Here is a 20861-nt window from a genome sequence, read left to right as displayed (position 1 = left end):
CGAAAAGAACAATGAGGAACAGGCTATGAGCAAGAAAATAAAGGCAGCGATCATCGGCTCGGGCAACATCGGCACCGACCTGATGATCAAGATCCTGCGTAATGGCAAGCATATTGAAATGGGTGCCATGGTGGGTATCGACCCGGAATCCGATGGCCTGGCCCGTGCCAACCGCATGGGCGTAGCCACCACCCACGAAGGCGTGGATGGCCTGGTGAAAATGCCGGAATTTGCCGACATCGACATCGTGTTTGACGCCACCTCCGCCGGTGCCCACATGCACAACGAAGTGTTCCTGCGGGGCCACAAGGAAAGCCTGAAGATCATCGACCTGACGCCCGCGGCCATCGGCCCTTATTGCGTACCGGTGGTGAACCTGGAGCAGAACCTGCACGAAGGTAACGTGAACATGGTCACCTGCGGTGGCCAGGCCACGATTCCGATGGTGGCTGCTGTGTCCCGCGTGGCCAAGGTGCACTACGCTGAAATCGTGGCCTCGATTTCCAGTAAATCGGCCGGCCCCGGCACCCGTGCCAACATCGACGAGTTCACCGAAACCACCTCCAAGGCCATTGAAGTGGTGGGTGGCGCCCAGAAGGGCAAGGCCATCATTATCCTGAACCCGGCCGAGCCGCCCCTGCTGATGCGCGACACCGTCTACGTGTTGTCTGACGCGGCTGACCAGGCCGAAGTGGAAGCCTCCGTTGAAGAAATGGTGCAAGCCGTGTCCTCCTACGTACCGGGCTACCGCCTCAAGCAGAAAGTCCAGTTCGACGTAATTCCTGAAGACCAGCCCATGAACGTGCCGGGACTGGGCCGCTTCAGTGGCCTGAAAACCTCCATCTTCCTGGAAGTGGAAGGCGCTGCCCATTACCTGCCCGCCTACGCCGGCAATCTGGACATCATGACCTCCGCAGCTCTCGGCACCGCCGAGCGCATTGCCGAATCGCTGGTCAAGTGAGGAGACTGAATCATGACTTATAACCCTGGCAAGAAACTCTATATCTCCGACGTGACCCTGCGCGACGGCAGCCACGCCATTCGTCACCAGTACTCCATCAAGAACGTGCAGGACATCGCACGGGCCCTGGATAAAGCGAAAGTCGACAGCATCGAAGTCGCCCACGGCGACGGCCTGCAAGGTTCCAGCTTTAACTACGGCTTCGGCGCCCACACCGACCTGGAGTGGATCGAAGCGGTGGCCGAAGTAGTGGAGCACGCCCAGATTGCCACCCTGCTGCTGCCCGGTATCGGTACCGTCCACGACCTGGACAACGCCTACAAAGCCGGTGCCCGCATCGTACGTGTGGCAACTCACTGCACTGAAGCTGATGTGTCTAAACAGCACATCGAGCACGCCAGAAAGCTCGGCATGGATACCGTCGGCTTCTTGATGATGAGCCACATGCAGACCCCACGGGGCCTCGCAGAACAAGCCAAACTGATGGAAGACTACGGTGCTACCTGCCTGTACGTGGTGGACTCCGGCGGTGCCATGAACATGAACGACATCCGGGACCGCTTCCGGGCCCTGAAGGATGTTCTGAAACCGGAAACCAAAACGGGCATCCACGCCCACCACAACCTGGCGCTGGGGGTGGCCAACTCCATCGTCGCAGTGGAAGAAGGCTGTGACCGCATCGACGCCAGCCTCTCCGGCATGGGCGCCGGCGCCGGTAACGCCCCGCTGGAAGTGTGCATTGCCGCTTTCGACAAGATGGGCTGGGACCACGGCACCGACGTGTACGCCCTGATGGACGCGGCTGACGACATCGTGCGCCCGCTGCAGGACCGCCCGGTGCGTGTAGACCGCGAAACCCTGGCGCTGGGCTATGCCGGTGTGTACTCCAGCTTCCTGCGCCATTCCGAAGTGGCCGCACAGAAGTACGGCCTGAAGACCGTGGATATTCTGGTAGAGCTGGGCAAACGCCGCATGGTGGGTGGCCAGGAAGACATGATTGTGGATGTGGCGCTGGATCTGCTGGCGGCGCAGAAGGAGCAAAAAGCATGAGCAAGACATTGAGCCGTGAACAGGTCCTGGCCCTGGCGGAGCACGTGGAAAACGCCGAATTGCAGGCCCATGACATCACCAAAGTCACCAACGACTTTCCAGACATGACCTTCGAGGACGCCTACGACGTGCAGTGGGAAATCCGCCGTCGCAAGGAGGCCCGTGGCAACAAAGTCGTTGGCATGAAAATGGGCCTCACGTCCTGGGCCAAGATGGCCCAGATGGGTGTGGAAACCCCCATCTACGGCTTCCTGGCCGATTACTTCAGCGTGCCCGACGGTGGAGTGGTGAATACCAATGAACTGATCCACCCGAAAATCGAGGCGGAGATAGCGTTTGTCACCAAGGAGCCGCTGAAGGGCCCGGGCTGCCACATTGGCCAGGTTCTGGCCGCCACCGACTTCGTGATTCCCGCGGTAGAAGTCATTGACTCGCGCTACGAGAATTTCAAGTTTGATCTGGTGAGCGTGGTAGCGGATAACGCCTCCTCCACCCGCTTCATCACCGGCGGCCAGATGGCTGATGTTGCCGACGTGGACCTGAAAACCCTGGGTGTGGTGGTCGAGAAAAATGGTGAGGTAGTGGATGTGGGTGCGGGTGCGGCCGTACTGGGCCATCCGGCTTCCAGTGTTGCCATGCTGGCCAACCTGCTGGCCGAGCGAGGCGAACACATCCCCGCCGGAACCTTCATCATGACCGGCGGTATTACCGCAGCCATCACGGTTGAGCCCGGTGACAACATTACCGTCCGGTACCAGGGTCTGGGTACGGTATCCGCTCGATTCGAATAAGGAGGTTTTATGCCTGTCGCCCAGATCAACATCCTGGAAGGCCGGTCTGATGAGCAAAAGGAAGCGCTCATCAGAGAGGTTACCGACGCACTTTGCCGTTCGCTTGGGGCGCCCGTAGAGAGTGTCCGAATCATTATCAATGAAATGCCGAAGCAGCATTTCGGTATCGGTGGCCAATCTGCGAGGAAGCTGGGGCGATGAGCCGCAGCTTTGAGCGGGCCTGTTTTGGAGGAAGTCGTGGACAAACTGCCGGTGTTATTTGTCTCCTGTAATGCACGAAGTCTGGAGTCTCAGCGAGAGGCTGCCTCCGGACCCGCGCGGATGATCTGGGGGCAGAGCGTCAGGAGTGTTTTGCTTTTAAGCACGGACGCGAGCCTTCAGGCGCCCGTGGTTACCCATTTGAAAGGTGACCATGAGTGCTCGGAGCGTGTTTTTTCTCTGCTCAGTTCCCAGGGCTTTGCACCGGGGATTCAGGATGAAATGACCGAAGGGAGAGAGAAGCTTCTTCGGGCCTTGCTTTCCGAAGAGCCGGCGGATCTTTGTGAACTCCGACTCAATACCGGGATGAGTGAAGATGAGTACCGGCTTGTCGGGCAGTGTCTGGAAACCATTCGTGAGCAGGGTGTCCTCGTTATCTGCCTGGATGACAAACGCGAAAGCCAGGTATCGCTGCATGACCGACATTTGCGTGAGATGCTTAATGGCTGGGTTCAGGACCAGCAGTGGGGTGCCGCGATTTCCTTCAAGGGGGGGCTGTCTCGCAACAAACGTAGCCCTAAGCTGGAAGATCCAACTGTGTGCCTCCTTAACGCCGCGTTTACGCTTGGCGGGTGCAAGTTCCCCCAGCGGATGTTCAGCAGTGGTATGAATAATGCCGGCCAGATGCTGTCCGGATTTGGCTGGATGAGGTAATAATAAGGACCGGCACTTACGTTCCCTGAGCAATGAGGTTCCCTTGGCAGGTCTGAAGATTCTGATGATTGGTGCCGGTGGCATCGGTGGGTATTACGCTGCAAGACTCGCACGAGCGGGACACGAGCTGGTTCTGACTGCGCGTGGTGATCATCTCAACGCTCTGAAAGCCCAGGGTTTGACTGTTGATTATGAAGGGGAAGTTCTGCATCAGGCACTGCCGGCCTTTTCCCACACAGAGCTGATCCAGAAGCATGAGCCCGATGACTTCGATTTGATTGTTATTGCTTTGAAGTCAACGGCCACTGCTCCGGTAATGGCGGAGCTCGCCAGCTGGCTGGAAAGTGCCGCTGTTCCGGTTCTCTCGCTTCAGAACGGAGTGGATAACGAGCCGGTGATTGCGGAAGTGGTTGGTGAGGATCGAGTACTGGGTGGGCTTGCGGTGCGCATTGGCGGCCACATTACCGAACCCGGGCAGGTGTTCGCCGAGGGCGTTGCCCAGGTTGTGATGGGTGCCTGGCCGAGGCAGCGACCTGACGATCTCCGCATTTCCCTGCTCCGACGGTTGGAAGCATTGTTCAATGCCGCCGGTATTCCAACAACCGTCTCCGACAACATCCGTTACGAGCTCTGGCGCAAGCTGGTGATCAACAATGGCGTGAACCCGCTCTCGGCCCTGACCGGCCTCGATACCCGGAGCCTCACGCACCACCCCGAGTTCGGGAAGATTGTCCATGGAATGATGGCGGAAACCGTAGCAGCGTCGAAGGCAGACGACGTGAACCTGGGGCCTGAGGACCTGGCCGAGATGTTCGACCTGATCAGCAACTTCAACGCCATCAAGACGTCGATGCTCGTCGACAAGGAAAAAGGGCGGCCCCTCGAGCTGGACAGTATTGCCGGCGCGGTCCTGCGACGTTGCGAGAGCCTGGGCATTAAGGCGCCCTATACCATGACGGTGAACGCCCTGCTGGCCCATTCGCAGGGCTAACGATCCGTCAGCTTGAGCTCGATTCTGCGGTTTCTCTGAAGCGCTTCCGGTGAGGTGCCTTCCGCCACCGGGAAGAACTCGCCAAAGCCGGCGGCTGCCATTCGTCGTTCCGGAACCCCCTGGTCAGCCAGGTAGCGAACGACGGCAACCGCCCGGGCGGTGGACAGCTCCCAGTTCGATGGAAAGCGCGGTGTATTGATGGGCAGGATATCGGTGTGGCCGTCGATGCGCAGTATCCAGTCCACGTCCTCGGGTATTCGTTCGGCCACATCCAGCAGCAAATCCGCAAGCTTGTCCAGCTCTCGCCGGCCTTCCTCGCCCAGTTCCGCCGAGGCGGAGGCAAACAGCAGTTCCGAGGGCAGCAGGAAGCGGTCGCCGACAATCCGCACGTTCTCGTTACCCGCCAGAATATCCCGGAGCCGGGCAAAGAATTCCGACTGGTACTGTTCCAGCTGGCTGACCCGCTCGGCGAGCAGGGTGTTCAGCCGTCGGCTCACCTGTTCCAGCTCCTGCTCTTTCTCCGCCGTCATCTGTTCCTGCAGCTCCAGGGCCGAGGCAATCTGTCTGAGTTGTTCCCTCAGTGAGGCGATCTGATTGGATAGCCGCAGGATCATGGCCTGCTGGCTTGCGGACATCTCGTCTTTTTCGTCAATGGATTCTTCCATGCCGGCCAGTCGTTCTGATTGCGCATCGGCGATGGCGGTCTGCTGCATCAGCCGCTCACGGGTAGATTCCAGCTGGTCGACCAGGCTGTTGTTGCGGTCTTGAACGCTGGTCAATTGAGCTTCCAGTGCCTCACTCCGGCTTTCTTCCAGGCCAAGCATCTCCGAGAGTTCGTTCAACTGGGCATTCAGGCGGGCCAGCTGGGTATCCCGGTCAGACAGCGTCTGGGACAGATAGAGCTGGCTGACCACATACACCAGCAGCATGAAGATCACCAGCATCAGCAGTGCCGACAGGGCATCCACATACCCCGGCCAGACGTTGGTGGTGCTTCGGCTTCGGCGCCTGGATCCGATCATGACAGGTCTTTCTCGCTGTCTACGCGGTCTACAAGATTGGTCACGCCGGTCAGCCACTCCTCAAGGGCGTCATAGAAGCGGTTCTGGGCATGGCCGGCCTGGATGTCGAGAAAACCAAGAATCAGCGAGCCGCCAAGGCCCAGCAGGGAGGAGCTGAAGGCCGTGCCCATGCCCTCAAGCGGTGTGAGCAGGCCTTCCTGCAGTTCGGCAAACACCTTGCCGAAATCCTCCTGGCTCATATCGAGGCCGGTGATCACCTGGCCGACCGAGTTGATGGTGCCCAGCAGGCCCCAGAAGGTACCCAGCAGACCGAGGAAAACCAGAAGACTGATGAAGTAACGGGTGATCTCCCGCTGCTCATCCATACGCGAGTGAATGCCATCAAGTACGGTCCGCAGGGAGAGCGTAGACAGTGTGAATCGGTCCTTGGTTGCATCCTCTCCGAGCTGTCTTGCCAGGGGCTTCAGCAGTTTAGGCTCCTGGACCACCGACAGTCCGGCATGCCCGGTCCGGAACTGGGCAATCCACTTCAATTCCGGAAAAAGGACAAATACCTGCCGGTAGGTGAGGGCGATACCGACGATCAATACTCCGAAAATCAGCAGGTTGAAAACCCAGTTGGCCATGAAGGCCGAGATCAGAGGTTTGTGGATCAGGGCGCCGACGATGACGACCACGCCGAGGAACAGCGTCATCCAGAAAAGGGTGTGCTTCGGGTTGCTCATAGCGGTGGCCAGCTTTTTTGAGATATTCCTCAAAACGTTAGCACAGATATGAGAAGCTGTTGGCGACAGTAACTGAACTTTAATCGGAGCGCTTCATGGCTGGTGATCTGCCTTTCCGCTTTCGCTTCCGGGTTCGCTATGGCGAATGCGATGCCCAGGGTGTGGTGTTCAACGCCCGCTATGCGGATTTCGTTGATATTGCAGTGAATGAGTATATTCGCACGCTGTTTGGCGACTACCAGCATCTGCTGGATCAGGATCTGGATATTCAGGTTGTGAGCCTCACCGTGAACTGGAAAGCCCCGGCGAAGTTCGATGATGTGCTGGAGGCGCGTATTCGGGCGGGGCGAATCGGCAACACTTCGTTTACATTGCATCTGGAGTTTTTCCGATACGGGGATAAGGCGTTTATCGCCGATGCCGATGTGACCTACGTGTTGATTCAGCCTTCAGTGATGGGAAAAGTGACGATACCGGATCATATTCGTGAACTGCTGGAGCAGGGCGCTCCTGGCCAGTTGATCAGTCACGCGGGGGAATGAACTCGAAGCGTAAGAAAAAGGCCAGATGAGAATCTCACCTGGCCTTGGGTTCATCTTCCGGTCTTTACCGGATCAGGCCTCCTGCAAAGCCTGCACAACGGCTTTCGCGGCGCCCTCGGAGGATGCCGGGTTCTGCCCGGTGATCAGCTTGCCGTCCACCACGATGTGCGGAGCCCAGTCGTCACCGCGGGTGTAGGTGGCGGTATTTTCCTTCAGCATGTCCTCGAGCAGGAAAGGCACCACACCGCTGAGGCCTACCGCTTCTTCCTCGCTGTTGCTGAAGCCGGTGACTTCCCGGCCGCCAACGATGTTCTGGCCCGGCTTGACTTCCACGTTCTTGAATACGGCTGGCGCATGACAGACGGCACCAATGACTTTGTCCTGCTCGTAAGCCGTTTTGATCAGGGCAATGGACTTGTCGTCATTGACCAGGTCCCACAGCGGTCCGTGGCCACCCGGATAGAAAATCGCGTCGTACTCGTTCATGTCCACATCACTCAGCTTCTTGGTGCTGGCAAGGGATTCCTTGGCGTGGGCATCCTGCTGGAAACGACGGGTGGTTTCCGTGAGCGCCTCTTCCGCCTCGCTGTTGGGATCTACGGGAGGCTGGCCGCCTTTCGGCGAGGCGATGGTGATGTCGGCACCGGCATCCCGGAAAACATAGTAGGGCGCGGTGAATTCTTCGAGCCAGAAGCCGGTCTTGTGGCCGGTGTCGCCCATCTGGTCGTGTGAGGTGAGAACCATCAGAATCTTCATGGTGTCCGTCCTTATATGTTGACGAATGAATGGCACTTTCGACAGCTATTGGTAAATAACGTGCAGCCGGTTTGGTGAATCACTTCTTGACTGATCTGGTAACCGATCTTGTGCCATGGGTGGTTGATTTCAACCGTGATTACGTAAATCCGACGTTCCCGGATCTTGAACCGTCTATACTGGACACAGATGACCAGACTGCATAAGAACCTGAAAGGCTCACAGGCAAGGACGACAGGAATGCGAGTGCTAACAGCCGCCCTTCTGATGGTGTTGGTGTTTCCCGCTTGGGCACAGCAGGGCACAGAAACTGTGGAACCTCTTACCATCACCGTAGGTGCCAACCATGCCCCCCCATACCGGATTCTCCAGGGTGGTGAGCGAACCGGCCTCTACGTGGAGATCTTCGAGGAAATTGCCCAGCGGCTGGGCTGGGAAGTGCATTACCGGGAAGCCCCGTTCAGGCGCGTGTTGAGAATGGTCCAGCAGGGCGAGGTTGATGTCATGCTTGGTCCTCTGGAAACCGAGGAGCGATCCGAACTGATTGAGTTTGTGGCACCGGCGTTTCCGCCAGAACGACGATTGTTCTTTTATCTGAACAAAGAGCACCGCATTGACCGCTACGCCGATCTGTACGGCAGGGCCATTGGCGTGCTGGAAGGTGCGTCGTATTTTCCGAGGTTTGATGATGATGAGGACCTGCTCAAAGAGCCGGCGCCCCGATATGAAAACCTGATGCTGATGCTGCAGAAGGGCCGGGTGGATGTGGTGATTGCGCCAGAACTGGTGGGTTTGTACGCGGTTGAGAAACTGGGTCTGGATATTGAGGTCTCGCCGTTCTTTGTGCCCGGAGAGCGCTCTTACATCGCCGTTGCGAAAAACTCGCCGGTGATTCAGTACGCCGACGATATCCGGGCGGCGCTGAAACTGATTGAAATGGAAGGCATACACGAGGACCTGGTGTTGAAGTATCTGGACCGAGCCGCCGAATGATTCCTGCGCAGTCTGATCTCTGGTTTCTGCCCCTGGGAGGGACCGGCGAAATTGGCATGAACCTCAACCTCTATGGCCACGACGGTGCCTGGTTGATGGTGGATTGCGGCGTCACCTTTCCAAAGCCTGGCCGTATTGCCGCTGACGGAACCGTGCACCACCGGGGGGAGCCGCCGGTACAAATGGCGGATCCCGCTTTCATCGCTGACCGCCGTGACCGCTTGGCAGGCCTGATTATTACCCATGCCCATGAGGATCACGTTGGAGCCGTACCCTATCTCTGGCCGCTGTTGCAGTGTCCGATCTACACCAGTCGGTTCACTGCGGAAATTCTGCGACGAAAACTGGCGGAGTTCGATCTGCTGCACCGGGTTCCGATCATTGAAGTGGAGACCGGCCAGAGCAAACAGATCGGGCCGTTCAGCGTGCAGTGGCTGGCGCTGACGCATTCCATTCCAGATCCCAACGCCCTGATGATTCGAACCACCGCAGGTAACATCTTTCATAGCGGTGACTGGAAGCTGGATGAGCAGCCGCTGGTCGGCCATGGCTATTCGCCACAGACCTTTACCGATCTGGCGAAAGAGGGTGTGAACGCCATGGTATGCGACTCCACCAACGCAACGGTGTCAGGTCACTCGGTGTCCGAGGCGGCCTTGCATGCCGGATTGTTGCAGGCTATACGATCCGCTGAGGGGCGCGTTGTAGTGACCTGCTTCGGCAGCAATATTGCCCGCCTGCATACGCTCTCTTCGATTGCGCGACAAACCGGGCGCTATATGGGGCTGTTGGGCCGTTCGCTGATCAATATGAGCGGCGCCGCCAGGGCCGCCGGGCTGTGGGATTCGGCTGACCAGTTGATCAATCCCGCTCATCTTGGTTATCTGCCCCGGGATGAAGTCATGGCCGTGGCCACCGGCAGTCAGGGTGAACCCAGAACGGCTCTGCGCAGACTGGCTGCTGGTACGCATCCGGATTTCGAGCTGGAAGCCGGCGATACAGTTATCTTCAGCGCCCGTGCTATTCCCGGCAATGAAGAAGCCATCGAGGCGCTCGTGGCGAGACTCAAAGAGTTGGGTGTCCGGGTTATCACCGCCGAAGATGCGGATTTGCCAATTCATGCTTCAGGTCATCCTGCGCAGGAAGAACTGGAGTTAATGTACAAATGGGTCAGGCCTGCCATTGCCATTCCGGTGCATGGTGAGGCTGAACACATGGAAACGCACGCTGACATAGCCAAAGCAACTGGTGTACCCCGAGCCATGGTGGGCAGAAACGGCGATCTTTTCATGATCCGGCCAGTGCCGGGGATACGTCGCCAGGTTGTCGAAACCGGCCGTCTGGGCTGGCACAAAGAAGGTCTTGTCAGAGTTGAATAAGCTATTGTTTTCTGTTGTTGGTAAGTCACTTGTCTTTTTTGCAGCCGCGATGATTCTTTCGCCGACTAATGCCACGGCAGTAACCCCGTGCGACACACTCACCGTGAGTGGTAATCCGGAGTATCCGCCCCTGCTCTGGCGAGACGAGCAAAATCCTGGTTTCCTGAATGGCGCCGTACCTGCTTTGCTCCGGGAAATTACCCAACCCCTCGGCGTAACCGTGGAAGTGAAAGATATCGGTTCCTGGGCCCGGGTCCAACGGATGGCGCGCGAGGGGGAGATTGATATGGTAGCCGGGGCGTTCATCACGTCGGAACGCATTCGCTACATGGATTATCTGCTTCCTCCGGTCACGCACTTGCCAACAGCGGTCTGGGTGCCCATCGGGCGGGAGTTCGTCTATCGCCACTGGCCAGACCTGAAGGGCAAGCGCGGCAGTACCCTGATCAACAACAGCTTTGGCCAGAACTTCGACCGGTATGCAGAGCAGAATCTGCGCATTGAAGGTGTCCGGTCCATTGAGCAATCCTTCCAGATGGCGTTGGTTGATCGTGTTGATTATGTGCTCTATGAAGTCCTTCAGGGAGAGGTGAAACTTGAATACATGGGCATTGCTGACGATTTCGTTCCGCTGGAAACGCCGGTTAGCCGTGAGGGCCTGTTTCTGACTTTTTCCAAGGCTTCGCCGTGTAATTCTTTTGAACTGAGAGAGCGCATTGCGGACCGGCTTTATGAGCTCGTGAACTCTGGCAGGGTCGATGAGCTGATCCTGCAGTATAAAGCTCGTTATACAAAAGCGAGTTGAGAGGCTACCGTTAGCGCTAGCACATGAACTTTTGAGGGGCACCCGTCGTAACTCAAAACAGGTACCCCCGGTATAAAATAAAATTTATGGGCAGTATTGCTGGGAAGGAGTCCGTAGCAATGGTGAACGCTGTAACTCCGGGCCACAGGGATTTCGTGTACAGGTTGTCGCTCAACCTTGCCCGCTCGAAGATTGACGAACTGGATGGTTGCATCCACGGGGTTATTGCTGAGCTTGGCGATTGGCTCGGATCTGATCGCGCCTACCTGATCAATTTCGAAGAAGCCACCCAGACAATTTCAATCTCCCATGAAACCTGCAGAGACGGCGTCACACCCCAACGGGATGCCATTCAAAATGTTCCGAAGGACCGATATCCCTGGCTTATGGAGCAGCTTCAGATCCTTCCGGTTCTGGTGATCCCCGAAGTCGAACAACTTCCCCCGGATGCAAAAGAAGAGAAACTGGAATTCCTTCGTGAAAGTATCCGGAGTCTGGTTCTCGTTGGTTTGAAGCTGGAGGGACAAGTCAGCGGTATTCTGGGGTTCGATTTTCTTTACCATTCCTGTGCACTGGATCCGGGTACAGAGGAATTTCTGCTCCAGGTAGGCGAAGTTCTGGGGGCTTCGGTGCACCGACAGATATTGGCCAGTCGCAATGTGCGATTCGAAAACAGCCTCTATCGGTATTCAGACCAGTTTCCGGGGGTTATTTTCCAGTTCAGGATGTACCCCGACGGGCAAACTACGTTTCCCTTCATCAGTGAAAAAGTGAAGGAGCTGTTCGGACTCCCGGCCGATGCACTCAGCTTCGATGCGAAGCCTCTTTTAGACCTCATTGATCCAGAAGACAAGAAATCCTTCGACGAGGATGTAGATGAATCAAGGCGGCAAATGACGCCGTTTGAAACAAACTTCCGGGCCAGGAAACAGGACGGAACAACGGCCTGGATGGAAGCGCGCTCTGTGCCTGCACGGTTAGCCGATGACAGTATGATCTGGCATGGGTACTTCTACGATGTGAGTGACCGCAAGCAATCGGAATCAGAGATAGAAAAACTGGCGTTCTACGATTCGTTGACGGGCCTTCCAAACCGGCGCTTGTTGCGGGATCGCCTGGCCCAGGCGTTAACCGGAAGCACCCGAGATCATAGCCACGGCGCCCTGGTCTTTATCGATCTGGACCACTTCAAGAATATCAACGACTCGGCGGGCCATATGACCGGCGATGAGCTGTTGATTCAGGCCGGGCAGAGGCTGAAACAGACGGTACGTGAATGGGATACCGTCGCCAGGCTGGGTGGCGATGAATTTGTACTCATTCTGAAGGGGTTTCCGGCCGATGCTTCCAGCGCTGCCGCCCGCGTGGAAAAGGTCTGTGAAAAAGTCCGGGAAGCGCTGAACGAACCCTATGAACTGAATGGCCTTGAGTACACTGGTACGCCAAGTATTGGTGTCACCCTGTTTTTTGATCACGATGATTCCCTCGAGGAGCTCCTTGGTCAGGCCGACATGGCCATGTTTCGTGCCAAGGAAGACGGTCGCAACTGCATCCGTTTTTACGATGCCATGATGCAGAAAAAGGTATCGGAGCGTCTGGCCATGGAATCCGACCTTCGACTGGCCATTCGGAAGAACCAGTTGGCAGTGCACTACCAGGTTCTTGTTGACGAGAAAGGTAAGCCGATAGGTGCCGAGGCGTTGCTTCGATGGCGTTGTCCGGGCCGTGGCATGGTGTCTCCCGCCGAGTTCATTCCGCTGGCAGAGGAAACGGGCCTCATTGAATCGGTTGGCTACTGGGTACTCGAAGAGGTCATGTCCACGATAGCCAGTTGGAAAAAACGGGGCGGTGTTCTGGCACGGCTCCAGGTGTCGGTAAACGTGAGTGCGAGGCAGTTCCATCTGCCGTCTTTTTGCTCAACTGTGATGGCATTGCTCAGAAAAACGGGGGCATCCCCCAGAAACCTGAAAGTGGAAATCACCGAGAGTGCACTGGCTTACGATCTTGAGTTGGTGGAAGAAACACTGCGAACCCTGAGAAGCATGGGCATACGAATTTCCCTGGACGATTTCGGCACGGGCTATTCATCCCTTGGTTACCTGAAACGCCTCTCGCTGGATGAACTGAAGATTGACCAGGGGTTTGTCCGGGACATTCTTGATGATCCCAATGACGCAGCCATCGCCGAGACGATCCTGGCCCTTGCCTCTGCCCTGAAGTTGTCCGCGGTGGCCGAAGGTGTCGAGACCAAAGGGCAGTTGGAACGCCTGGTGAGCATGGGGTGCACCCGCTTCCAGGGCTACTATTTCAGCCGGCCACTGCCTGCGACTGAGTTTGAGAGGTTGCTCGAAAAGTCCGGGACAGGTGAGCAAAGAAGGGCTTGGTAGTTCGCATCCTATCTGTATAAACTGGGCCCTTGCGTTTTTCCTGTTTCCAACAATATCGAGAGCAATTCCCCTATGGCAATCTGGACCCGCACTCCCAACCTCGAACAACTGGCCAAATCCAGCGAAAACACCGCCGTCAGCTACATGGGCATCGAGTACCTTGAAATTGGCGATGATTACGTGAAGGGTCGCATGCCCGTTGATGAACGTACGGTTCAGCCATTCGGCATTCTTCATGGTGGCTCCTCGGTGCTGTTGGCGGAAACCCTGGGCAGTATGGCCGCCAATTGCTGCCTGAAGGATCCGGAAACCGTCGCAGTGGGGCTGGATATTAACGCCAACCACATCCGCCCGGTCACCAAAGGCTGGGTGTATGGCACAGCCAGGGCCATCCATATTGGTAGCGCTACCCAGGTATGGGAAATTCTGCTTGAGAACGAAGAAGGTAAAACCACCTGTATTTCACGGCTGACCATGGCGGTTACCAAGCGGCCAGGGTGACGTGTGTGACTTATTCCGGGTGCGTTTCAGGGGTTGATTCGCACCTGGCTCCTGCCAAGTGCTTTTGACTCATACATGGCGTTATCGGCCCTGGCCAGAAGGTTTTTGAGATCTGGCTCCTCGGGGTGAAGTGCTGAAATGCCGAAACTGGCAGTTGGCCGGATACGCATGTCACGGTACCGGACTGGCGTTTTCTGCATGAGTTCCAGTAGCCGCTCTGCCAGCTCTGAAGCCTGAACCGCATGAGCATCGGCAAGGAGGATAGCGAACTCTTCGCCGCCAATGCGCGCCGCAATATCCGCCTCACGTACATTGCTTTCCAGAAGCTGCCCGATGTGCCGCAACACCTCATCTCCGGCCTCGTGGCCGTGGTTATCATTGATCTTTTTGAAGTAGTCCAGATCAAACATGATGATCGCCAGGGGCGAACCGTTTCTTCGGGATTGCTTCAAAAGCTGGTTACCCAGTTCGAAAAAGGCTCTTCTGTTTCGAAGTCCGGTAAGATCGTCCTCCAAGGCAGCAGCCCGGGCTTTTTCATGGGCTTCCTTGAGTGCCAGCTCCATTTCTTTTCGCCCGGTGATGTCGGTAGCGATCTCCAGGCGGACCAGCCGGCCATCTATCCAGGGAATTGCCTGATCCCGGCACTGGTACCAGCGTTGGTCCAGTCGGTTCTGGAATTCCCAGATGTGCGGGGGAGACGGGGTGCCTTCGGCATCAATCAAAAGGTGATTGGTACAGAAGTCGCAGGGGCTGGCGCTATCCTGCAGGACCTCCCAGCACTTTCTACCATCTATGGAACCCCAGATTTTCCGGCCATAAGCATTCATGTACAGAAGATCATGGGTTTCAAGGTCTGATACGTAAACCAGGGCGTCCAGGTTGTCGAGCACGGCTCTCAGCCCCTCGACAGGGGTGCCCCCTAGAAGCTGCACGTCTTCTGGTGTGGTGGGAATATTGAGGGACGGTATGCCGGAATCCATGTCTTGTTGTGCCGGAGTCTGTTTGGCCAGCAGTATAGCAAGGCGTTCCGGATTGAAAAGTAACCAACTGTCGCTTTTATGTGGTCTTGGAGCCAGAGTGGGGCTTTGGCTTGGTGACAATCAGGTCCTGATCGACAAACTCCTGAAGAACGATTTCATAGGTTCCGTCCGGGACTTCCCGGGCGATACGATACACTTCACCAGCGGCATCTTCTGCGCTGGCCTTCAGGTCGACCGTGCGATAGGGATTCATCCGGGTTTTGTCAGCTTCTCTGACCAACAGAACGCAGGGTTTAAGTTTATGATCTGGCCGGCTCTCGATGACGATGCCAACCTCGCCGTTGACCATTTCCACAATGGAGCCGGGCGGATAAATGCCAATGAGCTGAATGAATTGATCCGCAAGTTCCGCGTCAAACTGGGTGCCCCGGTGCTTGTGGATGATATCCAGCGCCTGCATCGATGCCCTGCCTTTGTCGTAGACACGATCACTGGTAATCGCATCGTAGGTATCGACCAGCCCCACGATCTTCGCGAAATAGGGAATTTGATGGTCGCTGAGGCCTCTGGGGTACCCTGAACCGTCCATCCTTTCGTGATGACTGAACGCAACATCGACAGCCGTATTCAGTGAATGACTGGTGCCCATGAGAATGGTTCTTCCGTGAGTCGTATGGTGCCTCATCAGCTCAAATTCTTTAGGAGTCAGGGCGCCCGGTTTGTTCAGGATTTCGTCCGGGATTTTTGTTTTGCCAACATCATGCAACAGGCCGCAGAGCGCCAGGCTCTCGATTTCCCCATGCAGTAATCCGAGGTGTTTCCCGAATGCCGCGCAAAGGATCGAAACATTGATGCAGTGCTCGGCCGTGTAGGCGTCCTGATGCTTGATCTTGGTAAGGAGCATCAGGGCATTTTCGTTTCTTAGCACGCTCTCAACGCACCCTTTGACAACTTTGCGCGCGTTGTTGATGTCCAGCGTGCGTCCCACGCGCAATCCAGACATGATCGACTTGGCCGTGTCCTGGGCGTCCTTGAACCGGATCCTGGCCGTGGCCATTTCAGTGCCCGCGTCGACCTTATTGATGTAGGTGACCCGCTTGCGCGGCACAGGCGGGGCCTTGGGTGTCGGTTCGGGGGCGGACTTGCGTTTGAACAGTCCCAGCAGCCCCGATCGCTGACCGTTCCGCGAGGTGGCCTCCCGGGGGGCGCGCGCTTTTTGGACCCGCCCCTCAATGAAAACAAACGCGCACTGGGCCCGTAGGGCATCAATGTCCGCCTGGTCTTTGATCACAAAGCCCTGAATCAGAAAATCGGTCTCCTCCCACGGGCGGTCCAGCCGAGTAACATGCATGCCAATGGCAAGCTCGGCGACATCCACCTGTGTTTCAACAATTTCCTGATGGCTTTTGTTCATGACTCGGTCCCATTACCTACTTCAGCCATTTTGACCGAATGAGTTGGTAAAAGAGGAGAATGAATTGCAAAATCTGGTCAAATAGTGTTCGCTAATCATGCTGGGGTCAAGCGCCTGAGCATCTTCGATATTCGTTTCTCGATACCTGAACGGGAATCGTCCATCATGTCGGATCACCGCTTTTTCCACCTCTGGTGGCTTGCACTGGCTGCGGCTCTCATTCCGCTGGTAACGATCCATGTCACGTTCTTTGTTTCGGTGCTGGAGGGCCACGTTGAGCTATGCATTCCCTACTGGGATAGTTGCACCAGCATCAGTCGTACCGGCCGTCACGGAACGTCTTACTTCATTTTCAAAGGTACCATGCTGCCGGCGGCCTTGCTCGGGATTCTGTTCTGGTGGCTCAACGGCCGGTGGTTGCGCCAGCTTGGCGTTCATTCGTCCGGGGTTGCCTGGATCCCTTGGCTGGGCATGGTGGCCAGTGTGTCGCTTGCTGCCTATACCCTGGCGCTGGGGCATGCTGGTGACGGCTTCAATCTGATCCGCCGTGTTGGTGTGGTTCTGTATTTTTCTCTCACCTTCATCTGTGAGTTGCTGGTAAGCGCTGGCTTGCGCAGCCATCCACTGTGGAAGCACACGGGCATGAGGCTGTTGAATCTCTGCCAACTGACCCTTGCCGTGGGGATTCTTTCCGTGATCCTGAATGGCGTGGCCCCGGAGTTCTATAGCCGCAAGGATGACGCCTTCGAGTGGATCCTGGCCTTCCTGATTAATTCCCATGCCATATGGCTGGCGTTGCTCTGGCGCAAGAATCGGTTCCGTGTCCGGCTCTGGGCCGATTCCTAGAGCGAGAGCAGGCCGCGAATGAGGGCTGCGGTTCCGGCGATGGCCGCGATGCCGAGAATGACCGGGCGAAGGCCTTCAAAGGGCATGCGGTTGACGAGTTTGCCGGAAAGCCAGAAGCCCAGGAATACGCCCGGGAAGGTCACTGCGAACAGGAACAGCTCCCGCGTTCCCAGGTAGCCGGAAGCGAGCAGGCCTGACAGGCTCAGGACGCTGGCCGCCAGAAAGAACGCGGACATATTGGCCCTGACCAGAGGCCCCTTTTCATTCTGGTAGATCAAGGCGATCGGTGGCCCACCCACTGCGGTAATCGTGCCCATATAGGTCGAGGCGGCTCCGGCCATCACGCTGTTGCGGGCGTTCAGCGCAGGCTTTAGCCCACCAATGCTGAGCGCTACCCCGGCGAGAATCAGCACACCAAAAATCAGCTCGAAGCCCGCCGTCGAGATCACCAGCAATGTCAGAGCCGCCAGAATTGCGCCGACAACTCCGCCCACAATGGCAAAGCGCACTTCCCGGACCTGCAATGCGCCTCGATTGCGTATCAGCATGAAGACAGTAAGCAGAGTGGCATTCAGGATCAGGGGGCCGGGAACGAACACCGGGCTGATCAGAAACAGCAACGGCGCAGCCAGCGTTCCAATGCCGTAGCCAGCCACGCCTTGCAGACAAGCCCCGGCAAGAATGGCGAGGTTGGCCAGAAGAATCTGTAACAGAGATACATCCGTCAAAGAGGATCACCAAAAGTCGGTAGAGAAGGCCGGAGCAACACCGGTTTGATATTGATACACTGCCGGACTACGAGCATAGTCGAAAAGATTGAACCCCGATGACGCAGCAGCCTGAACACCAAAGTTGCCCTTGTGGCAGCGGCAAATCCTACCTTGAATGCTGCCGACCCTTCCATCAGGGTGAACCGGCACCATCGCCAGCGGCACTAATGCGGTCCCGTTACGCAGCGTTCGTTCTCGATCTTCCGGATTACCTGCGAGCCACCTGGCACCAGAGCACACGACCACAGACGCTCTCTCTGGCAGACTCGCCGGAATGGACCGGTTTGCAGATCCTGGACACCAGTGAGTCGGGCAATCGCGGCACGGTTCATTTCCGAGCGCTCTACCGCCTGGGTAAGGGCTGGGGCTTTCTCGAAGAGAATTCCGATTTCGTTCAGGAGCAGGGCCGCTGGTATTACCTTCGGGGAGACACCAGCGAGGGCCAGTTGAAGCCCGGTCGGAACGACCCCTGCCCCTGTGGCAGTGGCCGGAAGTACAAGGCCTGCTGCCTGTAGGCGTCCATTACTCGAACGAGGGCAGTTCCGGCTTGGCGACCGGTTTGCCTGCTTCCTGCCAGGCATCGAATCCACCGGCGATGGACTGCACATGCATGTAGCCCATTTCCTTCAGGGCTTTGGCGCTCAGGGCGGCTCGCCCGGATGTCTTGCAGTAGCAGACAATATTCATGTCGCGGCTCTCAAATGCCGGATCGTTGGTAAACTTGAACTCCAGCAAGCCGCGGGAAATGTTCACCGCGCCCGGTATATGGCCAGCCCGGTATTCATCCGCATCACGCACATCCAGCAGAAGATCGGCATTCTTGATGGCATCGTCCGCCTGATCCAGGGGCACTTCCTGGATTTCTTTCTTGGCGGCTTCTACAAGGTCATGGGCAGTTTTCATGGCTGAGCTCCTCAAACTTATGGAATAAGGTTATTCCAGAGGATAAGTGATTGGGCCGCAGTGAGTCACCCGCAGATATACGAAGGAGGTCCGATGAAGCAACCCATTACAGGCTATCACAAGGACGAAGAAGACCACTGGGTGGCCCAGTTAGCGTGTGGGCATAATCAGCATGTGCGCCACACGCCGCCCTGGGTGAATCGCCCATGGGTGACTACGGAAGACGGACGGGCATCCATGCTCGGGTTTGAGCTTGAGTGCAGCAAATGCGAAGAGGGGGCGCCGCCTGATTAGAGGCCAGCCTTCCACCATTAGGCCGCCCTGTTGTCGCCAATGGCACAGGCGTATTTCCGTTCATACCGCTTGTCTGCCCATTTCCCGTAGATTCGCGAGGCAATCTGGAAGATGCCGGGCCACAGCAGGGGCTTGAACAGAAAGCCATAGGGCGTGTGGGACCAGGCCCGAACGTTTGCAGGCAAGCCGATGACCCATTCCCCGGTCCAGGTCATCAGGTGCAGGCGTCGCAGCAGGGTTTCATGGCTCGGCAAATTGCCGCTGCCATCACGCTGTTCGTGAATGTCTGCAAAAATCAGGTTGCCCCGTTGGAGTTTGCGCAAAGTGCGAATCTCCTTGGCACACAGTGGGCATTGTCCGTCGTAAAACAGGGTGTCATAACGGGGCTCCATCAAGTCCTCCAAGGGTCAGAATCTGTTTCCGGGCGTCCGCTTTACACTCTTCCAGGGTTTCCAGGATCCCGTCGAGGGCAGCGGGTAAGACCTCCGGGGCCGCCTTGCGGAACTGGTCAAGCAGTTCGATCTGAACATGTAGATCCTGGAAGCGGCCATACAGCTTTTGGCGTGCTTTCATCGTTTTCAGCTCGGACTTCCAGGTTTTCGAGTCCAGCTCCATCAGGTAACGGATTCGCTTGAGTTGCTTGCGAAGCCGATGAATATCCTCATCCGGGGAGGTATGCATCAGCTCAGCGGTCAATCTGTTGAACCCTTTTATACGGCTCTCCACCGCCTTTCGGATGTCTTTTGCCCTCAGCGTCTCCGCCAACTTCTGGAACTTTCGGGACTCAATGAGGTTCAGCCAGTGCTCCATGCTGTCGTGATAGCGCTTGCTCTGCAGGCGCTTGACCAGTTTTTTGTGGCGGTTGGCGGCTTCCTGTTCGAACCAGATCTGCAGGGCTGCCCGGATTTCCGAATTGTCGCCACACAATTCAGGCAAGTCCTGGAGAAAAACATGCAGATCGCGTAACGGTCCCGTCGCACGGGCATGACGTTTCAGGGTTTTAACCGCTTTTGCCAGCGTCTTGTCACCGGTCACTTCCTGCACCGATTCGGCAATGGCCCGGCTGCGCCGAATCGCAATCCGGTATTGGTGCAGGAATTCGTCGTCCAGGCCCAGGATAACGCCACGCTCCAGTTGCCATAGCCGATCATGTTGGTGGTGAAGGGCCTTGGGGATGTCCCTTGCCGGGTCGTCTCCCTCGGTTCTGGCTTTCTTTTTAAGTCTCCGTTCGAAGTGGGCATAGCTGTAATCCTGTGGCGTCATCAGAGCCACCAGCTTGCCCTTGCCCCGGTCTAGCTGGTGCCAATGTTTGATCGGGAGGCGGATGTGAATGAAGCTGGCGGTAGGTAGCTGTTCGGGAGGATGTTTCAGCAGCCACTGGGCCAGTTCCAGCAAGGCAGGATTGTGACCTACAAGCGTGATTCCGGAATCAGCGTCGCGATGTTCCAGCCAGGCGAGCAGACGCCGGTAGTCAAAGGTGTACAGCTCGGCAAGATGCTGGCAGCGCTCGCGAGCAGCCATCTCAGGCACTGCCCCCTCAAGTGTGGCGATGGCGCGGGTGGCATCACTGGTGAAGATCTCGCCCTGGAACGCGCCCGCTGCTTCCAGAGCCTTGCCCAGAGGTACCAGTTGACTCTCGCCCCGGGCGTTCAGTGGCCGCTCCCGGTCACAGAGCGTTTCATCGGCCCAGCTGGATTTGGCATGGCGTACCAGAAACAGGTGCTTCATTGGCCTACCTTCGTAGTGGTCCTTTAGTCTGACGCTTGCTCAAGACATTTACGTTACTGCCGTTACTCTACTTGTCTGAAAACATTGGCGGAAGGTCCGTTTATCCGTAGC

Annotated in this window: 24 protein-coding genes; 15 read left to right on the top strand and 9 right to left on the bottom strand. The window is 56.9% G+C overall.

What is annotated here, in order from left to right; all coding sequences use genetic code 11:
• The first annotated feature begins 25 nt into the window (after positions 1 to 25).
• From WA411_RS01120 to WA411_RS01095, 6 genes are all read left to right on the top strand, one after another.
• Positions 26 to 961, top strand: coding sequence for an acetaldehyde dehydrogenase (acetylating) (locus WA411_RS01120; RefSeq protein ID WP_291905480.1), 936 nt, complete (start codon positions 26 to 28; stop codon positions 959 to 961).
• 12 nt (positions 962 to 973) lie between these two features.
• Positions 974 to 2011, top strand: a complete 1038-nt coding sequence (dmpG, locus tag WA411_RS01115) for a 4-hydroxy-2-oxovalerate aldolase (protein WP_291905482.1) — start codon at positions 974 to 976, stop codon at positions 2009 to 2011.
• A complete protein-coding gene (gene dmpH / locus WA411_RS01110) occupies positions 2008 to 2802 on the top strand; it encodes a 2-oxo-3-hexenedioate decarboxylase (RefSeq protein ID WP_291905484.1) in 795 nt (264 codons plus the stop codon). Before dmpG ends, dmpH begins: the two co-directional genes overlap by 4 nt.
• Positions 2803 to 2811: 9 nt before the next feature.
• Positions 2812 to 3003: a 2-hydroxymuconate tautomerase gene (locus tag WA411_RS01105; RefSeq protein ID WP_209399206.1), complete on the top strand. Its 192-nt coding sequence runs from the start codon at positions 2812 to 2814 to the stop codon at positions 3001 to 3003.
• A 150-nt stretch (positions 3004 to 3153) separates the two neighbouring features.
• On the top strand, positions 3154 to 3714 hold the full coding sequence (locus tag WA411_RS01100) for a hypothetical protein (RefSeq protein WP_222465939.1): 561 nt from the start codon (positions 3154 to 3156) through the stop codon (positions 3712 to 3714).
• 43 nt (positions 3715 to 3757) lie between these two features.
• Positions 3758 to 4705 (top strand): ketopantoate reductase family protein, encoded by a 948-nt coding sequence (locus WA411_RS01095; RefSeq protein WP_291905486.1) that lies wholly within the window; start codon positions 3758 to 3760, stop codon positions 4703 to 4705.
• Here the strand turns inward: WA411_RS01095 and WA411_RS01090 are convergent.
• A complete protein-coding gene (locus WA411_RS01090; protein ID WP_291905487.1) occupies positions 4702 to 5727 on the bottom strand; it encodes a peptidoglycan -binding protein in 1026 nt (341 codons plus the stop codon). The genes WA411_RS01095 and WA411_RS01090 overlap by 4 nt on opposite strands.
• On the bottom strand, positions 5724 to 6452 hold the full coding sequence (locus tag WA411_RS01085) for a MotA/TolQ/ExbB proton channel family protein (protein WP_291905489.1): 729 nt from the start codon (positions 6450 to 6452) through the stop codon (positions 5724 to 5726). The genes WA411_RS01090 and WA411_RS01085 overlap by 4 nt, the downstream gene beginning before the upstream one ends.
• 95 nt (positions 6453 to 6547) lie before the next feature.
• Between WA411_RS01085 and WA411_RS01080 the strand changes: the two genes are divergently transcribed.
• Positions 6548 to 6994 carry an acyl-CoA thioesterase gene (locus WA411_RS01080; RefSeq protein ID WP_291905491.1) on the top strand — a complete coding sequence of 149 codons (447 nt, stop codon included), beginning with the start codon at positions 6548 to 6550 and terminating at the stop codon, positions 6992 to 6994.
• A gap of 72 nt (positions 6995 to 7066) precedes the next feature.
• Here WA411_RS01080 and WA411_RS01075 read toward each other — a convergent pair whose 3' ends face one another.
• On the bottom strand, positions 7067 to 7750 hold the full coding sequence (locus WA411_RS01075) for a type 1 glutamine amidotransferase domain-containing protein (protein ID WP_291905493.1): 684 nt from the start codon (positions 7748 to 7750) through the stop codon (positions 7067 to 7069).
• Between the two features lie 240 nt (positions 7751 to 7990).
• On the opposite strand from WA411_RS01075, the gene WA411_RS01070 reads away from it, so the two are divergent.
• From WA411_RS01070 to WA411_RS01050, 5 genes are all read left to right on the top strand, one after another.
• Positions 7991 to 8743 (top strand): substrate-binding periplasmic protein, encoded by a 753-nt coding sequence (locus WA411_RS01070; protein ID WP_291905495.1) that lies wholly within the window; start codon positions 7991 to 7993, stop codon positions 8741 to 8743.
• On the top strand, positions 8740 to 10122 hold the full coding sequence (locus tag WA411_RS01065; RefSeq protein WP_291905497.1) for a ribonuclease J: 1383 nt from the start codon (positions 8740 to 8742) through the stop codon (positions 10120 to 10122). The genes WA411_RS01070 and WA411_RS01065 overlap by 4 nt, the downstream gene beginning before the upstream one ends.
• 49 nt (positions 10123 to 10171) lie before the next feature.
• Entirely contained in the window at positions 10172 to 10927 is a 756-nt protein-coding gene (locus WA411_RS01060) for a substrate-binding periplasmic protein (protein WP_153634306.1), read from the top strand.
• A 119-nt stretch (positions 10928 to 11046) separates the two neighbouring features.
• Complete coding sequence (locus WA411_RS01055; RefSeq protein WP_291905499.1) at positions 11047 to 13314, top strand: putative bifunctional diguanylate cyclase/phosphodiesterase; 2268 nt, start codon at positions 11047 to 11049, stop codon at positions 13312 to 13314.
• 72 nt (positions 13315 to 13386) lie between these two features.
• The gene (locus WA411_RS01050; RefSeq protein WP_291905501.1) at positions 13387 to 13815 is read left to right on the top strand and encodes a hotdog fold thioesterase; all 429 of its coding nucleotides are present in this window, start codon (positions 13387 to 13389) and stop codon (positions 13813 to 13815) included.
• 26 nt (positions 13816 to 13841) lie between these two features.
• Here WA411_RS01050 and WA411_RS01045 read toward each other — a convergent pair whose 3' ends face one another.
• Together WA411_RS01045 and WA411_RS01040 are read right to left on the bottom strand one after the other, a co-directional pair.
• On the bottom strand, positions 13842 to 14795 hold the full coding sequence (locus tag WA411_RS01045; RefSeq protein ID WP_291905503.1) for a GGDEF domain-containing protein: 954 nt from the start codon (positions 14793 to 14795) through the stop codon (positions 13842 to 13844).
• Positions 14796 to 14871: 76 nt separating this feature from the next.
• Positions 14872 to 16209 carry an HD-GYP domain-containing protein gene (locus WA411_RS01040; protein WP_291905505.1) on the bottom strand — a complete coding sequence of 446 codons (1338 nt, stop codon included), beginning with the start codon at positions 16207 to 16209 and terminating at the stop codon, positions 14872 to 14874.
• Positions 16210 to 16293: 84 nt separating this feature from the next.
• On the opposite strand from WA411_RS01040, the gene WA411_RS01035 reads away from it, so the two are divergent.
• Positions 16294 to 17055: a hypothetical protein gene (locus WA411_RS01035; protein WP_291905508.1), complete on the top strand. Its 762-nt coding sequence runs from the start codon at positions 16294 to 16296 to the stop codon at positions 17053 to 17055.
• Here WA411_RS01035 and WA411_RS01030 read toward each other — a convergent pair.
• The gene (locus WA411_RS01030) at positions 17052 to 17783 is read right to left on the bottom strand and encodes a sulfite exporter TauE/SafE family protein (protein ID WP_222465952.1); all 732 of its coding nucleotides are present in this window, start codon (positions 17781 to 17783) and stop codon (positions 17052 to 17054) included. The genes WA411_RS01035 and WA411_RS01030 overlap by 4 nt on opposite strands.
• Before the next feature lie 209 nt (positions 17784 to 17992).
• On the opposite strand from WA411_RS01030, the gene WA411_RS01025 reads away from it, so the two are divergent.
• Entirely contained in the window at positions 17993 to 18340 is a 348-nt protein-coding gene (locus WA411_RS01025) for a YchJ family protein (protein ID WP_291905511.1), read from the top strand.
• A gap of 7 nt (positions 18341 to 18347) precedes the next feature.
• On the opposite strand, the gene WA411_RS01020 is transcribed toward WA411_RS01025, so the two are convergent.
• Positions 18348 to 18728 carry a rhodanese-like domain-containing protein gene (locus WA411_RS01020; RefSeq protein WP_136630706.1) on the bottom strand — a complete coding sequence of 127 codons (381 nt, stop codon included), beginning with the start codon at positions 18726 to 18728 and terminating at the stop codon, positions 18348 to 18350.
• Between the two features lie 93 nt (positions 18729 to 18821).
• Here WA411_RS01020 and WA411_RS01015 point away from each other — a divergent pair, with 93 nt between their 5' ends.
• Positions 18822 to 19022 carry a DUF3565 domain-containing protein gene (locus WA411_RS01015; RefSeq protein ID WP_291905514.1) on the top strand — a complete coding sequence of 67 codons (201 nt, stop codon included), beginning with the start codon at positions 18822 to 18824 and terminating at the stop codon, positions 19020 to 19022.
• Positions 19023 to 19039: 17 nt separating this feature from the next.
• Here the strand turns inward: WA411_RS01015 and WA411_RS01010 are convergent, their stop codons facing one another.
• Entirely contained in the window at positions 19040 to 19414 is a 375-nt protein-coding gene (locus WA411_RS01010; protein ID WP_069182694.1) for a thiol-disulfide oxidoreductase DCC family protein, read from the bottom strand.
• Positions 19398 to 20750: a CHAD domain-containing protein gene (locus WA411_RS01005; RefSeq protein ID WP_291905517.1), complete on the bottom strand. Its 1353-nt coding sequence runs from the start codon at positions 20748 to 20750 to the stop codon at positions 19398 to 19400. The genes WA411_RS01010 and WA411_RS01005 overlap by 17 nt, the downstream gene beginning before the upstream one ends.
• Positions 20751 to 20861 lie beyond the last annotated feature (111 nt).

This window comes from Marinobacter sp. CH_CUG1437-1 (assembly GCF_037029655.1).
Lineage (GTDB): Bacteria > Pseudomonadota > Gammaproteobacteria > Pseudomonadales > Oleiphilaceae > Marinobacter > Marinobacter salsuginis.
This window is presented reverse-complemented; position numbering and strand designations above follow the sequence as displayed.

Bases quoted from the DNA above. Each gene is read 5' to 3' on its own strand.
- WA411_RS01105 (WP_209399206.1), top strand. From the start codon at position 2,812: ATGCCTGTCGCCCAGATCAACATCCTGGAAGGCCGGTCTGATGAGCAA.
- WA411_RS01075 (WP_291905493.1), bottom strand. From the start codon at position 7,750: ATGAAGATTCTGATGGTTCTCACCTCACACGACCAGATGGGCGACACC.
- WA411_RS01090 (WP_291905487.1), bottom strand. From the start codon at position 5,727: ATGATCGGATCCAGGCGCCGAAGCCGAAGCACCACCAACGTCTGGCCG.
- WA411_RS01020 (WP_136630706.1), bottom strand. From the start codon at position 18,728: ATGAAAACTGCCCATGACCTTGTAGAAGCCGCCAAGAAAGAAATCCAG.
- WA411_RS01055 (WP_291905499.1), top strand. From the start codon at position 11,047: ATGGTGAACGCTGTAACTCCGGGCCACAGGGATTTCGTGTACAGGTTG.
- WA411_RS01040 (WP_291905505.1), bottom strand. From the start codon at position 16,209: ATGAACAAAAGCCATCAGGAAATTGTTGAAACACAGGTGGATGTCGCC.
- WA411_RS01065 (WP_291905497.1), top strand. From the start codon at position 8,740: ATGATTCCTGCGCAGTCTGATCTCTGGTTTCTGCCCCTGGGAGGGACC.
- WA411_RS01120 (WP_291905480.1), top strand. From the start codon at position 26: ATGAGCAAGAAAATAAAGGCAGCGATCATCGGCTCGGGCAACATCGGC.
- dmpG (WP_291905482.1), top strand. From the start codon at position 974: ATGACTTATAACCCTGGCAAGAAACTCTATATCTCCGACGTGACCCTG.
- dmpH (WP_291905484.1), top strand. From the start codon at position 2,008: ATGAGCAAGACATTGAGCCGTGAACAGGTCCTGGCCCTGGCGGAGCAC.
- WA411_RS01015 (WP_291905514.1), top strand. From the start codon at position 18,822: ATGAAGCAACCCATTACAGGCTATCACAAGGACGAAGAAGACCACTGG.
- WA411_RS01025 (WP_291905511.1), top strand. From the start codon at position 17,993: ATGCGGTCCCGTTACGCAGCGTTCGTTCTCGATCTTCCGGATTACCTG.
- WA411_RS01085 (WP_291905489.1), bottom strand. From the start codon at position 6,452: ATGAGCAACCCGAAGCACACCCTTTTCTGGATGACGCTGTTCCTCGGC.
- WA411_RS01060 (WP_153634306.1), top strand. From the start codon at position 10,172: ATGATTCTTTCGCCGACTAATGCCACGGCAGTAACCCCGTGCGACACA.
- WA411_RS01070 (WP_291905495.1), top strand. From the start codon at position 7,991: ATGCGAGTGCTAACAGCCGCCCTTCTGATGGTGTTGGTGTTTCCCGCT.
- WA411_RS01010 (WP_069182694.1), bottom strand. From the start codon at position 19,414: ATGGAGCCCCGTTATGACACCCTGTTTTACGACGGACAATGCCCACTG.
- WA411_RS01050 (WP_291905501.1), top strand. From the start codon at position 13,387: ATGGCAATCTGGACCCGCACTCCCAACCTCGAACAACTGGCCAAATCC.
- WA411_RS01045 (WP_291905503.1), bottom strand. From the start codon at position 14,795: ATGGATTCCGGCATACCGTCCCTCAATATTCCCACCACACCAGAAGAC.
- WA411_RS01080 (WP_291905491.1), top strand. From the start codon at position 6,548: ATGGCTGGTGATCTGCCTTTCCGCTTTCGCTTCCGGGTTCGCTATGGC.
- WA411_RS01005 (WP_291905517.1), bottom strand. From the start codon at position 20,750: ATGAAGCACCTGTTTCTGGTACGCCATGCCAAATCCAGCTGGGCCGAT.